This is a genomic window from Streptosporangium sp. NPDC006930 (assembly GCF_040635605.1).
GTDB lineage: Bacteria > Actinomycetota > Actinomycetes > Streptosporangiales > Streptosporangiaceae > Streptosporangium.
The window spans coordinates 100245-113973 of record NZ_JBEYID010000007.1 but is presented as its reverse complement, the minus strand read 5'-3'; the positions used below and the strand labels follow the sequence as shown (position 1 = coordinate 113973).

The following is a 13729-nucleotide window of genomic DNA, read 5'->3' as shown; positions in this document are numbered from 1 at the left end:
GCCGCCGAGGTGCCCCTCATCGAGACCGCCCACCTGCCGGTATGGATGATGTTCACCGCCGAGGGGACAAAGCAGTCCTCCCCGAGCGATGATCGTGTCCATGAAGGTCTTGGTGCTGGGCGGGACTCGCTTTGTTGGCAGGGTGTTCGTGGAGCAAGCCCTTGCCCTCGGCCATCAAGTGACGACGTTCAATCGCGGCCGGACTGGCCAGGACGTGTCCGGCGCGGAGGCCGTACGAGGAGACAGGGAGGATGCGACTCATCTCCGCGAGCTGGTCGCCGGCCGCGAGTGGGACTGGGTCGTCGACACCAGTGGGTACGTGCCCAAAGCCGTCGGGGATGCCGCCCGTCTCCTGTCGGACAGGGCGGGTGCCTATGTCTTCTTCTCCACCGTCTCGGTCTATCCGGCCTGGCCGGCCGAGCCCGTCAGCGAGGAAAGTCCTGTCTACGAATGTGCACCGGACGTGTCTGGCACGGCCGAAGACGAGGCGACGTGGACGGCCGCGCAGTACGGGGCCTACAAGGCCGGTTGTGAGCGCGCGGTGCTGGACGCCTTCGACGGCCGGGTCACCGTTCTGCGCCCTGGAGTGATCCTCGGGCCGCAAGAGAACGTGGGCCGGTTGGTCTGGTGGTTACGGCGAATCGAGCGCGGTGGCCGGGTGCTCGCACCGGGGGATGCCACGAAGCCGATTCAGCCCGTCGACATTCGGGATCTGGCCGCGTTCACTCTCAAGTGCCTGGAGAAGAAAACGGTAGGGATCTTCAACGTGGTGGCGCCTCAGGGGCAGGCTACCTTCGGGCGGATGCTCGACGCGTGCGTCGCCGAGACCGAGTCAGGTGCCCAGCTGACCTGGGTCGAGGATGACTTCCTGATCGATCACCAGGTCAGGCAGTGGACCGAGATTCCGCTGTGGCGGACTCCTCCGGGTACCTGGTCCGTGGACACGGACAGGGCGGCACACGCTGGGCTGACCTGCCGCCCGATCGAGGGGACAGTGCGAGACACCTACGGATGGTTGTCCAAGAGCGGAGATCCTGCCGCCTATGACCGTCAAGCTCACCACGGGTTGTCCCAGGAGAGGGAACGAGAGCTCCTTGAGATCTGGGATCGCCGTTAAAAAGAGATGGGCGTTCGCGTGACGGTTTCGGCGGTGAATATCTCGATCTTTCCCACCAAGGTGGTCGTTTCACGAGACGGGACCGCAGCGAGTGACGTTCGGACCTGACGAAGCCGCTTCACCAGACCATCGACTCGCTTGTCCGCTGGCAGCGTGAACACGGGGGACAGGGCGTCCGTTGCTCCGCTGACGTCATCGGAGAGCAGACGGGACGCCGCGAGGTCGACGGAGGCGCTCGCTTCGGCGGCGTACCACCGCTCTTCGGCAGGCGCGCGATGGTATAGGGCGAGCGCGTGCTCACATTCGGTCTCCGCATCCGGCGCCAACCCGGCCCTCAGATAAGCGGACCCAGCGCAGAAGGCCTGTCGCGCCTCGTCGAAGCCGAACTCGCCACCCACACCGTCATGCAACTCCCCTTGAGGGCCGCGGGCATCCCGGGCGCCGCGAATCGCTTCGCGAACCCCCCCGACATCACCGAGCAGGGCGGATGCTCGCGCCGCGATGCTGAGCAGGCGGACCCGGGCGGTGCCGGTGGGGGCGAGAGCGAGGCCCCGTTCCACCAACCGCAGCGCCTGTGCCGGACGGTCCGCCCAGAACTCCACGCAGGCCAGCAGACCGTTGGCCCACGCGGTCAGCTCGTCATGGCCGATGACCTCACCGTAGACCCGGGCCGCCCTGGCCTGCTCCGCCGCCGCGTGCGGGTAGCCGAGGTCGAAGCTCGCGCTTCCCAGCAGCCCGCAGACCTGTCCGGCGACCAGATAGAGGTCACGCTGCTGGCCGGGGTGGCGAGTGCGTTCGATGAGACGGTACGTGCGATTGCGGATGCGCGTCAGCTCACCGAAAAGAGGAAGAGGTGCCGCGTGTACGTAGGCGCGGGCAAGGCGGGTGATGTCGTCGCTCAACTGCTCCAAGGCGTTGGGGCCGACGACGGCCGCCTCGGCCTCGGCGGCGTGGTCGCTGGACTCGTTGGCGGCACTCATGATCATCTCCCGTTCGGGTGCGGGGACCGAGGTCTTCACGCCTGGGGAGTAGTCGGTGGCGAACCCGAGCTCCACCGGGCCGGTCTGGAAGAGGCGACACAGCAGGTCGAGGTAGTCCGCGCCGGGACGATGTCCGTTCTCCCAGTCCAGCCAGGACCTCTTGGTCAGTCCGCGAGAACCGAGAGCGTGGGTCTGGCACATGCGGTGCATTGCCTGGACGGCCTTGTCCGCGCTGCTCCAGCCTAGAGCGAGCCGGAAGCACTTCAGCGGATGGTGCTCGCAGCACCCGCCAATCTCCGCCGCGATCGCGTGCAGCACACCGATCGGCGGAGGATCCGCCTCCTGGGCGAGTCGGCGTATGCGGATGCGCTGGGCGCAATCGGCGTCATGTCCAGGCTTGGCCATCGTGGGGCCTCCCAAACGTCGTCGGCTACAACGCTACGTCACAGCAGGTGAGCTCGCAGCTATCCATAGGGTGTCCACCGATCTGGGCCGTTTCCCCGGAGACTCGCGACTCTCCGCCTGAACTCTCCGGCGATGGAGGGGCGGTCAGGCAGGGCCGGTAACACCCCGGTCAACATGATCAGTTCGCGAACCTGCCTCAGTAGGGGAAACGCCGCTGAGGCGGTCACGTCGAAGCCGTACGCCGCCAGAAGCTCGTCCGCGGGCGGGTGACCGAAGCGCAACGCGTTTACCGCGGTGGGTACCAGATCCCACGCCCGAGGTCCGTTGCACATCTGATCGAAATCACACAGAACCACCCCTTCCCCGCGCCAGAGCAGATTTCCCGCCCATGCATCACCGTGTATCAGCCCGTACGGCAGACTGCGCCGGAGTGTGGGAAGCTCCGCCTCCAGCCGGTCACACCAATCCAGCAGAAGACCACGATCACGATCGTGAACGACTTCCCGAGCCAGCCGCAGGTTGCTCCGGGCTTCCGTTACGGGATCCCAGGACGGCAGCGGGGAGGGTGATATCTGCGCGTGCAGTCGTCGTAGCAGTGGTGCGAGCCGTACGACAGGAGGGGAGCCGACCTGCTGGGGAAGATGTTCCCAGAATGTGGCGACCTGGCCGTCCATGAGAATCGCTTCGGGAACCTCACGGTGAATACGTACGGCGGGAAACCCGATGGCTTCGAGCCAGTGCGCCAGATGGACCACCCGACGCGCGCGGGTAGCCGTCTCCGCCGAGGCGATCCGCGCCACGGCGTTGGCACGTGGGAGATGGAAGACCACGTTTACGCACACACGGATCAGCCGGGCGTCCCTACCGTCGATGCCGGCCACGCGGCACAGCCGGAACAAGGTGGAACTCTCCGACAGGACGGCACTCACCGGCAGAGCTCCCGAGGAGACGACAGGAAGGAGAACTCCTCAAGGCGCTCGACGAGCGCTCGTGCCCGTGGACAGCCGTGAAACCGTGACTCCCCGGCCACCTTGAGGCGTACACCGTTGAGACGCTGGGCCAGACCGTCGATGCGCTGGTGTTCGGGAAGCGACAGGACTTTGGTGATCACAGCCGCGGTTGCCTCCAGGTCACCGTTGAGAAGGTGTCCCACGGCGAGATCGGAGCAGGCGATCGCCTCGTTTCCATAGGCCCGCAGATGCGGCGGGCCTGACTGATAAAGCGAGATCGCCTGTTCGGCGAGAACGATCGCGTTCTCGGGACACCGCAGGTGGATGTACGTGCCAGCGGCGAGATAGGAGTGCTTGGCCAGGTCAAATCCGAACTCGCCGCCGACGTCGTCGTGGAGGTCGTCGTGAGAACCCGAACGATCCCAAGCACTACCGATCGCGCGTAAGGCGTCGGGCCTCATACCCATCGCCGCCGACGCGAGCGCCTCTATACCGGCGAGGCGCGCGAACGCCGTGGTCCCAGGTGCGTACCGCTTCCCGTCGCGGGCGAGATCGGCCGCCGTCTCAGGGAATCCCGTCCAGTAGGCGATCATGGCCTGGAGGCCGCGTACCCAGGCACGCAACGCGTGGTGGTCGATGATCGAGGCGTAGGTCCACGCAGCCCTGGCCTGTGCGGACGCCGCGGCCCGATTGCCCAGGTCAAGGCTCGCGTTGGCGAGCAACCCGCATACCTGTCCGGCCATCAGTGTCAGCTGGACGGCCTGAGCCGGTCGGACGCGTCCGTCCAGCAGCGCGAAGATCTCACCACGCAGCCGAAGCATCCGGTGAAAGAGCGGCATGGGATCGGCGTAGACGTACTCGGCCGCCAGCCGGCGGATTTCGTCGTCGGCATGTTCCAAAGTCACCGTACTCACATCGGTGAGCTGGGCAGCGGCGGCATGCGCGAGTGACTCACGAGCCGCGTCGGCGACAAGGGCCTCTTTGTGGAACGGCGGCGAAGTGGGTCCGCCTACTGGCGCGTACGAGCGCGCGAATCCCAGTTGCACCGGTCCGGTCAGCAACAGCCGACAGAGAAGGTCCTGGTAGTCGGCGCTGGGCAGGTGCTCCCTCTCCCATTCGATCCATGATCGAGCGGTTAGGCCGCGCGTTCCGAGGCCTTCGCGGGCGCACATCTCGTGAAAGGACGCGACGGCTCTCTCGATGGTCCATCCTCTGGCCAGCCGGTACGCCTTGAGAGGGGAATGACCACAGCAGGAGCGGATCTCCTCAGCGAGCGCACCAGAGGACCTGCCAGGGCTCTGTGCCCGGATCCTCTTGGCGCAATTCACATCGTGACCAGGCATATTCCGACCGTAAGTCAGGTGCTCGCGCGGCAGTGGCCTGTTGAAGGTGTGAATCCGCCGCACTCTCAGTGTGAATCCACCGCACCTGCGTGCGGACCTCTCTCGCTACCGACGGTAATCGGTTCGCGACATCGTTGAACTCGTCCAGCAGTAGAGCAGCAGAGGGAGGCATCGTGGTGACCCTGCTCCAGCCTCGATCGGCCATCGTCGCCGCATGGCCCTTACGAGAGGACGCGCAAGCCGCTGCCCAGGCCAGGAATCTGATCCGGGAGGCTCTCACCGAACTGTTCGTTCCTCGGGATCCGGTGGACGACGCGGTGCTCATGGTGAGCGAGCTGGTGGGGAACGCCGTCATGTACGGGGACCCACCTTTCGAGCTGGTCCTGCGATCCCTCGGGGAAGAGTTCCGTGTCGAGATGACAGACAGCGGCACCGTCAGACCGGCCATGCGTGCCACCGGAGTCGAATCAGAACACGGTCGTGGCCTGGGCATCGTTTTCGAGCTGTCCGGAGGCCGTTGCGGTTGGCGTAACGCCACCTACGTCACCAGAAGCGGACCGGAAGGCAAAGCCGTCTGGTTCATCGTCCCGAAGAGCCAGATGGATCCGCCGTGAGGACCGGTCCCGAGAAACCAGCCCTGAGCCTTCAGCGACTGGTTGGCCGCCGGTCATGCGAATTCGTTCCCGACCAGCCCTGCCCCCGTGAGGAGGTCGACATCATGATCAAGATTGCACTCTACGGAAGGCCGGGAGCCGGTAAATCCACGTTCGGAGCCTTCCTCAGCCAAGAGTTCACCGCCGTCGGCGTGCCGGTCGTACCCCTGAAGCTCGCCGCTCCGCTGTACACACTCCAAGCCGTCATCCACGTGTTCGCGGGACGCCCCCTGCTGGACCTCGGCCAGCAAGACGGGTTGTTGCTCAACGACCTGGCCGCTCACCTGCGCCGGATCAACTCCGCCGCGCTGATCGACCCATTCGTCCGTCGGGTCGTCCAGGCCGCCGAGAAGTACCCCGGCGGTGCGGTGGTGTGCGACGACATGCGAGCTCCTGACGTCGAGGCGCTGGCCGAACTGGGCTTCCTCCTGGTGGAGGTGTGGGCACCGGAGAGGATCAGGCAGCCTCGCAAGCAGGCTCGCGGGGATCTGTCGCCGGGCGCGGACGACCATGTCACCGAGCTTCCGCCGGACTGCGCTCCCCACCACCGGGTGATCAATGACGGTGGCTTGAAGCAGTTGCGAGGCCGGGCGGCCGAGCTCGTGCGCGAGGTCATGCCGTGATCCTCACCGGACCAGAGATCATCCGCCAACATGAGGCAGGACGCATCGCGCTGGAGCCCTTCGACTCCGAGCAGGTCAACCCCAACAGCTACAACTACCGTCTGGGTGCGGTGCTGCGCACATATCGCGGTCCAGTGGTCGACGCGCTGGGGGAGCACTCGGTGCGGGAGATCACCATTCCCGACGAGGGAGCCGTACTGCGGCCGGGCCGGGTGTACCTGGGTACCACCGTCGAGCGGATCGGCAGCGACCACTACGTACCGTCTCTAATCGGCCGCTCCTCTCTCGGGAGGCTCGGCGTCTACCTGCAGGTCTCCGCCGACCTGGGAAACCTGGGTGCGGTTCACCGCTGGACGTTGGAGATCGTCGTGTGTCAGGCCGTCCGCGTCTACGCCGGGATGATCGTCGGCCAGGTGTCCTTCTGGGTTCCCTCCGGTGACCGACTTCCCTACGACGGCCACTTCGGACGCTTCTCCGAAGCCGTCCCTCCCTATCCCGGCCTGCTGACCGCAGGGCGCCGCCCCGCTCGCAGAGGAGCCAAGGAATGATCTTGACGGGACCGGAGATCACTCGCCAGTACGAGGCAGGCCGCATCACCATCGAGCCTTTCCACGCCGAGCAGGTCAATCCCAATAGCTATAACTTCCGCCTCGGCGCCACTCTGAAGGTCTACACCGATGAGGTACTCGACGTGCGCCGTCCCAATCCGGTGAAGGAACTGGTCATCCCCGAAGCGGGGCTGATCCTGGAACCGGATCGGATCTATCTCGGCAGCACGGTCGAAATCATGGGCAGCGATCACTACGTGCCGATCATCCGGGCTCGCTCCGGAATCGCACGTCTTGGCCTGTTCGTACACGTGACCGCCGACCTGATCGACATCGGCTCCGTCAACCAGTGGACGCTGCAGCTTCACGCCGTACAGCCCGTCCGTGTCTACCCTGGTCTGCTGATCGGCCAGGTGACGTTCTGGGTCCCCCAGGGCGACATCACTCTCTACACGGGCAAGTACCAGGGAACGCGCGGACCGCAGGAATCACAGATTCACCGCGACTTCCTCGCTTCCGCAGGCGTCGTCGTATGACCGCCGTAGAGAAAGGCAATCCGAGCGGCGCTTGCCAGGACGAGGTCGGCCAGCGTCTGGTGGCCGCAGCCCACGAGCTGATCGCCGAACGGTACGTCCTCGCCCGTCACCAGATCGGCGCCGCGTTGCTGGACACGGACGGCGCCGTTCATCTGGGCTTGCACCTGGACGCCATGGTCGGCCGCGCGGCGATCTGCGCCGAAGCGGTTGCGCTGGGGGTCGCACGGATGGCCACTAGGGCACCACTGGTCGCGGTCGCCGCGGTGCGCTTTCCCAAACCCAGCGAAGACGGCCCGGCTCGCATCGTCCCGCCGTGCGGGCTGTGCCGCGAGCTCCTGCTCGACCATGAACCGGGCTTGTCGGTGGTGGTCTCCGTTGAGGGCGTCGGCACGTGCGCTCCACTCGCGGAACTGCTGCCGCACAAGTACGTCGGCACCAAATGGCCAACCGGCCCTGTTCCATCGCCTCCCGCGCGCACCTGAAAGGATCGTCATGGACTTTCGTACACCCGAGATGGACAGGCTCGCCGCTGAGATCATCCCCGAGGAGTTCTTCGAACTCTCCGCCCGGGACGCCCGCGACGTGTTCTTCGCCGACACGCGGATGCTCGACGGCAAGCAACTCGCGCACAACCGTTACCGGACCAGTCCTCGCTCGCTGATCGACCACCTGGCCGAGCAACTGGAGCTCGTCGGCACCGAGACGCTGCTCGACGTGGGATGCGGCAACGGGTTCGTCCTGGAGCACCTCCGCCCTCACCTCGCCGAGGGCCGCATCGTCGGACTGGACATCGCGCCCGGGGTGCTCCAGGCCGCCAAGGCGCGGCTGGCCGGTGTCGCCACCCCATGTGAGTGGGTCGAAGGCAGTGCGGATGACCTCTCCGCGTTCAGTGACGACTCCTTCGACCGGGTGATCGCGACGTACATGATGCACTACGTCCCCGATATCGACCGGTGCCTGGCCGAGGTGCGGCGCGTATTGCGTCCTGGCGGGAGATTCGTGCTCACGACCGACCGCCCCGACTCGATGGTGGAGATGTACCAGACACACTTCGCCGTCCTGCGGGAGATGGACGCCCCGGCACGGCTGTTCAAGGCAACACCGAAAGCCCGGATCTCTCTCATCAACGGAGGTGAGTATCTGAACCCGCGTTTCACACAGGTCGAGCTTCGCACCTGGCAGGACCAGCTGCGCTTCGCCGACGTAGAGGCATTCATGGCCTTCTACTCCGCCCACAACTACTGCTGCGCGGCCTCTGACCCGGGCGACCTCGGTGAGGACTTTTTCGCAGAGCTGCGGGCGCGGGCGCGAGCGCGGGTCCAGGCCGTCATCGACCGTGACGGCCACTTCGCGCTCACCAAGTTCACCGGATCCTTCATCTGTTCCTGACCGCTGCCCTGCCGTTCGGTGCCGTCAGATCTGCGGCGGCGCGTTCTGGCCCTCATTTCTTCCCGAAACGAGCTTCCCGAAAAACCGATGCGAGGAGATCACATGGACAACCGGCTCGCCGCCCTCTCCGGCCGGCACGTACTGATCACGGGCGGTGCGGGACTGATCGGCGCTGTGATCGGGCGGGTGTTGGAAGCCGCCGGAGCGCACGTCACGGCCCTGGACAACCTCAGCGGCTACGAGACGATGCCGCCCCTGCCCAAGGCCGACGCGCGCGAGGCCGATCTGCGGATCGGTGACATCTGCGATGAGGGCCTCGTCAGGGACCTGGCCCGCGACAGCGACTACGTCATCCACGCGGCCGCGCACTCGACCGTCGCCGGTTGTACCCGCGACCCCGAGATCTCTTTCCACTCCAACGTCGCGGGGGTCGAGACGGTGCTGCGAGCCGTGGTCGACGCCGGTGACGTGCGCCGCTTCCTGTTCATCTCCTCGGCGCAGGTCTACGGGCACGGAGTCACTGGAAGTGACGCCGTCCAGACCTTCACCGAGGACCAGCCGATCAGCCCTCTCAACGTGTACGCCGCGGCGAAAGCCTGGGGAGAGTGGCAGACCCGGTTCTTGCTGAACGCCGCAGGCGTCGACTTCACCGTGATGCGGCCCTTCAGCGTGTACGGCGAGCACCAAATCCCCAAACCAGGCGCCTACTCGTGGGTGATCGCCCAGTTCGCGATGTACGCCGCGATCGGCGATCCGCTACCGCTGAACAACGGCGGCCGTCAGGTCCGCGACTTCGTCCACGTCGAGGATGCCGCAACCGGCATCTGCCTGGCCCTGGTCAGCGAGGAGGCAGGAGGCCAGACCGTCAACCTCGGAACCGGCCGCATCACTTCTGTACGGCGGGTCGCCGAGCTGATCCAGGCCCATTTTCCCGACGCACAGTTTCGCGACGCGCCCCGCCCCGCCCAGGATCCGCTCGGTGGGTGCGCGGACACCAACCGGATGAGTCGGGCCCTGGGCTGGGAACCGCAGATCAACGTGGAGGCGGGTATCGCCCGTTACGTCGACTGGCTGCGCGCCGTACCAGCGGCCATCCCCGACTGGCTCCGCACCGAAGGTGACCGGGTCGCGAACTGGAACGCCAACATCGCCCCGCGCATTTGAGATCACCTGCCTTCACGTCCCGGCCTCCGCCGGAGACGTCCGCCTTCACCGACTTGGTTGGTAGAGCAATGACGACACCACTCAGAGCCGCGGTCATCGGGCTGGGATGGGCGGGGAGCATCCACAGCAGGGTTCTGAGCTCGCTGGACGGTGTCTCCCTGGTCGCGGTCGCTGACACCGATCCAGGGCGGCGTTCCAGGTTCAACGGTGTTCGAACAGTCGGCGACGTCGATGAACTGCTGGACATCGAGCTGGACTACTGCGTCGTCGCGACACCGACCACCGAGCACGAGCGTATCGGCGTCGCGCTCGCTGCCGCAGGAGTGCACGCCCTCATCGAAAAGCCACTCGCTTCCTCCCTCCCCGCAGCGTTTCGGCTGGTGGAGGCCTTCGAGCACGCCGGTTTGATCGGCGCGGTGGGGCACACCGAGCGACGCAATCCAGCCGTACGGGAACTCGGCGTCCGCCTGCGCGACGGGGAGTTCGGTGCCGTCTACCAGGTGGCGACCCGCCGCCATGGCCCCTTCCCGGACCGGATCCGTGATGTCGGCGTGGTAACCGACATCGCCATCCACGACGTCGATCTGGCGACCTGGCTCACCGGCCACCACATCACCTCTGTTGCCGCCCAGGTCAGCAGCGTGAACGATGGTCCATACGAAGATCTCGCCGCAGCGATTCTGCGCCTCAGTGGTGGTGAGATCGTTGACCTCCAGGTGAGCCGTATCTCGCCGCACAGGGAACGTATCGTCATCGCGCACACGGCCAGGGGATGCGTGATGGCCGACGCCCTGACCCGCACGATCACCCACTATGACAACGGCGATACTCCGGGCACTGCGGCGCCCATAAGAAAGATCACAACCTACGAGGTCCCGGGTGCGGAGCCGTTCCGCATCCAGCACGAAGCCTTCCGAGATGCGCTGCTCGGCCTGCCGAACGACATCGTCACACTGCGTCAGGGTGCTGCCGCCGTCGCGGCCACCGAAGCGATCCTCACTGCCGCCCGTACCGGCACCTGCGTGTCCCTCGTCGACCACGACTTCATCCGCCAGTGAATTAACCGTCTTTCAGCGCCCTGTCCGTCTCTCCATCTTGATCGTCAGGACATTTCATGCTCACCGTGGACACCGTCGTCCAGTTCTTCCCACGTGGCGGATCAGCTCAGGTGATCCGCTATCTCGGCCGCGAGCTCACCGGTCGCGGTCTCACGTCTCGCATCCTGTGCGGATCGCTGGGCACGAGCGGCGACTTCAGCCACGCGCCCACCTTCTATGCCGGCCTGGATGTGGCCGCGATGGACTACAACGCCGCGGCAGCCGCTTACGCTCACGGCGGGAGCGGCATGGACGGGCAATTCGCTCCCTTCCATCCTTCTTACGAAGATCGCGGGCCCAGCGCACCTGACCGTATGTTCACCGCCGTGGCACCCGCGACGACCCAGCACCTGATCAGCGCCTGGAACGAGCACCTGACCGGTCACCGCAGTCCCCGTCCCGCCGTCGTTCACCTGCACCACCTGAGCCACCTGCAGATCGCGGTCCGTCGTGCCTATCCAGGGATTCCGGTCATCACGACTTTCCACGGCACCGACCTCAAACTTCTCGATCGGGCCCAGCAGGTCACCCGGTTCGCTGAACGCCTCGGTGTATCGCTCAGCACCCTGGGTGATGCCTGTCATGACAATGACCTCGGACGGAAGCGGATGGTTCTGGAGCGACTCCTGCAGGACGCGGATCTCACCGAGGAGGAGCTCGCGTATGTCCACACAAAGGACTGGAGGTTGTGGCGGTACGCCGATCTGTGGAGTGGGCAGATGCGCCGGTATGCCCGCTGTGCCGGGCGGATCGTCGTGGTCTCCGACAGCGACCGCGTCGAGGTGAATCGTCTGCTGAACATTTCGGAGAATGACATCACGGTGGTGCCCAATGGTGTGGACACCACGCGTTTCGTGCCGCAGCATCTCGACGACGACCAGCGTCTGGCGCGGCTACGCCGCTGGCTGATCGACGACCCACGGGGATGGGCGCCAGGTAAGGAACCCGGCAGCGTCCGCTACACCGCGAGCGATCTCGAAAGGATGGTCGACGCGAGTGGAACACTGCGTCCCGTGTTGCTGTGGGTAGGCCGGTTCCAGCAGGTAAAACGGCTCAACGTCCTGCTCGAAGCGTTCACCGCGACTCTGAAAGTCGCGGACCCGGCGCCTGTCTTGCTGCTTTGGGGCGGTTACCCGGGCGAAGCGGAAGGCGAGCACCCGCTGACCGCGGCTCGACGTCTCGGAATCGATGATCATGTCTACTTCATCGGTTGGCGTGACCATGACGAGCTTCCCGACGGTCTCAACTGCGCCGATCTCATGGTCGCCCCCGCCGTCAACGAGAGCTTCGGCATGGTCTACATCGAGGCCGCCGCCTGCGGCACACCGCCGATCGCGACGGACACGGGAGGCCCGGCGAGCATCATCACCGGTTGCGGCGGCCGTGCCGACGGTTGGCTCGTGAAGCCCGACAACGTCACCGATTTGGCCGAGACCCTTTCCGCAGCCTTGACCGACCCCATGGAACGAGTCCGGCGGGCGGCCAACGCAGCGCGGCACGTACAGCGCTCCTACAGCTGGGCCGCCGTGGCCGACCGGTACCAGCGGTTGTATGAGGAGGCCGCGCACAGCAGGCGCGGATGAGCAGCATGAAATTTGCTCACACCGCACCACCCGGACCTACGTTGATGACAGGCGATCTGAACACGGCCGCAAAGCATCGGCCCAGCTGGCAGGCGCTGTACGATCACTGTGGCATGGCCTTCCAGGCTTTCGGGTGGCCAGCGGCGATGCGACCGTCCTCCCGCCCCGCTGATGAGAGAGGTACGCATGCCGTACGAGGACCGCAGGGCGCTCTCCTCGCCCGCGGGCATGAGGATCGGAGTGGTCGTCCTCACGATGGGTGATCGTCCGGCCGAACTCGCAGCGCTCCTGGACTCCGTCGAAGCGCAGTCCGGTCCGGCGATGCGCGTCGTGGTCGTCGGCAACGGCACCAAGCTGGGACGGCTGCCCGCAGGAGTCGAAGGCCTGGAACTGCCCGAGAACCGGGGAATCTCCGGCGGGCGCAACGCCGCACTCGCCGCTCTCCGCGACCACGGGGACATCGACGTCGTCATGTATCTGGATGACGACGGACTCCTGCCGCATTCCAATACTGTCGACACGATTCGCCGCCTGTTCACTCATAGCTCTGACCTGGGAATCGTCAGTTTCCGCATCGCGGACGAGACCGGCCACACACAGCGCCGTCACGTTCCCCGGCTCCGTAGCGGTCAACCGCTGCGTCCCTCGGAGGTCACCACGTTCCTCGGCGGCGGCAACGCCGTCCGCATGGCGGTGATGGACGATATCGGTACCTGGCCGGAGCCGTTCTTCTACGCGCACGAGGAAACCGACGTGGCGTGGCGGGCGCTGGACGCGGGCTGGCGCATCGAATACCGCCCGGAGCTGGTGCTACAGCACCCCCGCACCTCTCCGACACGCCATGCCGTGTATTTCCGTATGGGCGCCCGCAATCGCGTCTGGCTGGCCAGGCGCCACCTACCCGCGGTGCTGGTACCGGTCTACCTCGCCACCTGGACCGTGATCACCATCGTCCGCAGACCTCCCTTGGCGGGACTCCGAGCGTGGGGCAGCGGGTTCATCGAGGGATGCATCACATCGTGTGGTAATCGCCGCCCGATGCGGTGGAGCACGGTCTGGCGCATGGCACGTCTGGGACGTCCGCCGCTGATCTGAGGAGTTCCGCCTGAGGTGGTGCGGACAGTCGATCACACCGGCGTCAACGGCGTATCCGGCAAGCTCTGCGAAGGGACCTGCAAGGGCCGCCTGTGCCATTCGCGGAGTGTCTCCTTCCTGTCTCCCGTGCGAATCATGAGCTACTGATCCTTCTTGTACGGCTTCCGTATGGAGGTAGCCTCGGGAACCACCTGGGCCGGGAACCTGTGCTCAGGTTCAGGAGGAGCCAGTAGGGCAGGAGAAACG

The 13729-nt window shown here is 65.8% G+C and carries 14 protein-coding genes; 11 read left to right on the top strand and 3 right to left on the bottom strand.

Translation table 11 applies throughout. The annotated features are described in order from the left end of the window. Positions 1-100 precede the first annotated feature (100 nt). Positions 101-1117, top strand: coding sequence for an NAD-dependent epimerase/dehydratase family protein (locus ABZ664_RS14760; protein ID WP_362508597.1), 1017 nt, complete (start codon positions 101-103; stop codon positions 1115-1117). Here the strand turns inward: ABZ664_RS14760 and ABZ664_RS14755 are convergent. Genes ABZ664_RS14755 through ABZ664_RS14745 form a run of 3 tightly spaced genes read right to left on the bottom strand, consistent with a single transcriptional unit; the run spans position 1114 to position 4357 of the window. After that, positions 1114-2502: an XRE family transcriptional regulator gene (locus tag ABZ664_RS14755; RefSeq protein ID WP_362508594.1), complete on the bottom strand. Its 1389-nt coding sequence runs from the start codon at positions 2500-2502 to the stop codon at positions 1114-1116. The genes ABZ664_RS14760 and ABZ664_RS14755 overlap by 4 nt on opposite strands. Before the next feature lie 59 nt (positions 2503-2561). Further along, positions 2562-3431, bottom strand: coding sequence for an aminoglycoside phosphotransferase family protein (locus ABZ664_RS14750; protein WP_362508591.1), 870 nt, complete (start codon positions 3429-3431; stop codon positions 2562-2564). Continuing rightward, entirely contained in the window at positions 3428-4357 is a 930-nt protein-coding gene (locus ABZ664_RS14745) for an XRE family transcriptional regulator (RefSeq protein ID WP_362508588.1), read from the bottom strand. Before ABZ664_RS14745 ends, ABZ664_RS14750 begins: the two co-directional genes overlap by 4 nt. 611 nt (positions 4358-4968) lie before the next feature. On the opposite strand from ABZ664_RS14745, the gene ABZ664_RS14740 reads away from it, so the two are divergent. From ABZ664_RS14740 to ABZ664_RS14695, 10 genes are all read left to right on the top strand, one after another. After that, positions 4969-5409: an ATP-binding protein gene (locus tag ABZ664_RS14740; RefSeq protein WP_362508585.1), complete on the top strand. Its 441-nt coding sequence runs from the start codon at positions 4969-4971 to the stop codon at positions 5407-5409. Positions 5410-5513: 104 nt separating this feature from the next. Then, a complete protein-coding gene (locus tag ABZ664_RS14735; protein ID WP_362508582.1) occupies positions 5514-6071 on the top strand; it encodes a hypothetical protein in 558 nt (185 codons plus the stop codon). Continuing rightward, complete coding sequence (locus tag ABZ664_RS14730; RefSeq protein ID WP_362508579.1) at positions 6068-6619, top strand: hypothetical protein; 552 nt, start codon at positions 6068-6070, stop codon at positions 6617-6619. Before ABZ664_RS14735 ends, ABZ664_RS14730 begins: the two co-directional genes overlap by 4 nt. Beyond that, entirely contained in the window at positions 6616-7155 is a 540-nt protein-coding gene (locus ABZ664_RS14725; protein WP_362508576.1) for a hypothetical protein, read from the top strand. The genes ABZ664_RS14730 and ABZ664_RS14725 overlap by 4 nt, the downstream gene beginning before the upstream one ends. Continuing rightward, a complete protein-coding gene (locus ABZ664_RS14720) occupies positions 7152-7637 on the top strand; it encodes a hypothetical protein (protein ID WP_362508573.1) in 486 nt (161 codons plus the stop codon). Before ABZ664_RS14725 ends, ABZ664_RS14720 begins: the two co-directional genes overlap by 4 nt. Before the next feature lie 10 nt (positions 7638-7647). Continuing rightward, positions 7648-8544, top strand: coding sequence for a class I SAM-dependent methyltransferase (locus ABZ664_RS14715; protein WP_362508570.1), 897 nt, complete (start codon positions 7648-7650; stop codon positions 8542-8544). Positions 8545-8646: 102 nt separating this feature from the next. Continuing rightward, on the top strand, positions 8647-9708 hold the full coding sequence (locus tag ABZ664_RS14710) for an NAD-dependent epimerase/dehydratase family protein (protein ID WP_362508567.1): 1062 nt from the start codon (positions 8647-8649) through the stop codon (positions 9706-9708). A 68-nt stretch (positions 9709-9776) separates the two neighbouring features. Next, complete coding sequence (locus tag ABZ664_RS14705; RefSeq protein ID WP_362508564.1) at positions 9777-10766, top strand: Gfo/Idh/MocA family oxidoreductase; 990 nt, start codon at positions 9777-9779, stop codon at positions 10764-10766. A 56-nt stretch (positions 10767-10822) separates the two neighbouring features. After that, positions 10823-12388 (top strand): glycosyltransferase family 4 protein, encoded by a 1566-nt coding sequence (locus tag ABZ664_RS14700; RefSeq protein WP_362508561.1) that lies wholly within the window; start codon positions 10823-10825, stop codon positions 12386-12388. Positions 12389-12559: 171 nt separating this feature from the next. Next, on the top strand, positions 12560-13483 hold the full coding sequence (locus tag ABZ664_RS14695) for a glycosyltransferase (protein WP_362508558.1): 924 nt from the start codon (positions 12560-12562) through the stop codon (positions 13481-13483). Positions 13484-13729: the final 246 nt, after the last annotated feature.

What these genes read in the sequence shown, in the direction of transcription:
- ABZ664_RS14760 (WP_362508597.1), top strand. Translation starts at nt 101, where the DNA reads ATGAAGGTCTTGGTGCTGGGCGGGACTCGCTTTGTTGGCAGGGTGTTC.
- ABZ664_RS14755 (WP_362508594.1), bottom strand. Translation starts at nt 2,502, where the DNA reads ATGGCCAAGCCTGGACATGACGCCGATTGCGCCCAGCGCATCCGCATA.
- ABZ664_RS14735 (WP_362508582.1), top strand. Translation starts at nt 5,514, where the DNA reads ATGATCAAGATTGCACTCTACGGAAGGCCGGGAGCCGGTAAATCCACG.
- ABZ664_RS14725 (WP_362508576.1), top strand. Translation starts at nt 6,616, where the DNA reads ATGATCTTGACGGGACCGGAGATCACTCGCCAGTACGAGGCAGGCCGC.
- ABZ664_RS14720 (WP_362508573.1), top strand. Translation starts at nt 7,152, where the DNA reads ATGACCGCCGTAGAGAAAGGCAATCCGAGCGGCGCTTGCCAGGACGAG.
- ABZ664_RS14715 (WP_362508570.1), top strand. Translation starts at nt 7,648, where the DNA reads ATGGACTTTCGTACACCCGAGATGGACAGGCTCGCCGCTGAGATCATC.
- ABZ664_RS14710 (WP_362508567.1), top strand. Translation starts at nt 8,647, where the DNA reads ATGGACAACCGGCTCGCCGCCCTCTCCGGCCGGCACGTACTGATCACG.
- ABZ664_RS14705 (WP_362508564.1), top strand. Translation starts at nt 9,777, where the DNA reads ATGACGACACCACTCAGAGCCGCGGTCATCGGGCTGGGATGGGCGGGG.
- ABZ664_RS14700 (WP_362508561.1), top strand. Translation starts at nt 10,823, where the DNA reads ATGCTCACCGTGGACACCGTCGTCCAGTTCTTCCCACGTGGCGGATCA.
- ABZ664_RS14695 (WP_362508558.1), top strand. Translation starts at nt 12,560, where the DNA reads ATGAGAGAGGTACGCATGCCGTACGAGGACCGCAGGGCGCTCTCCTCG.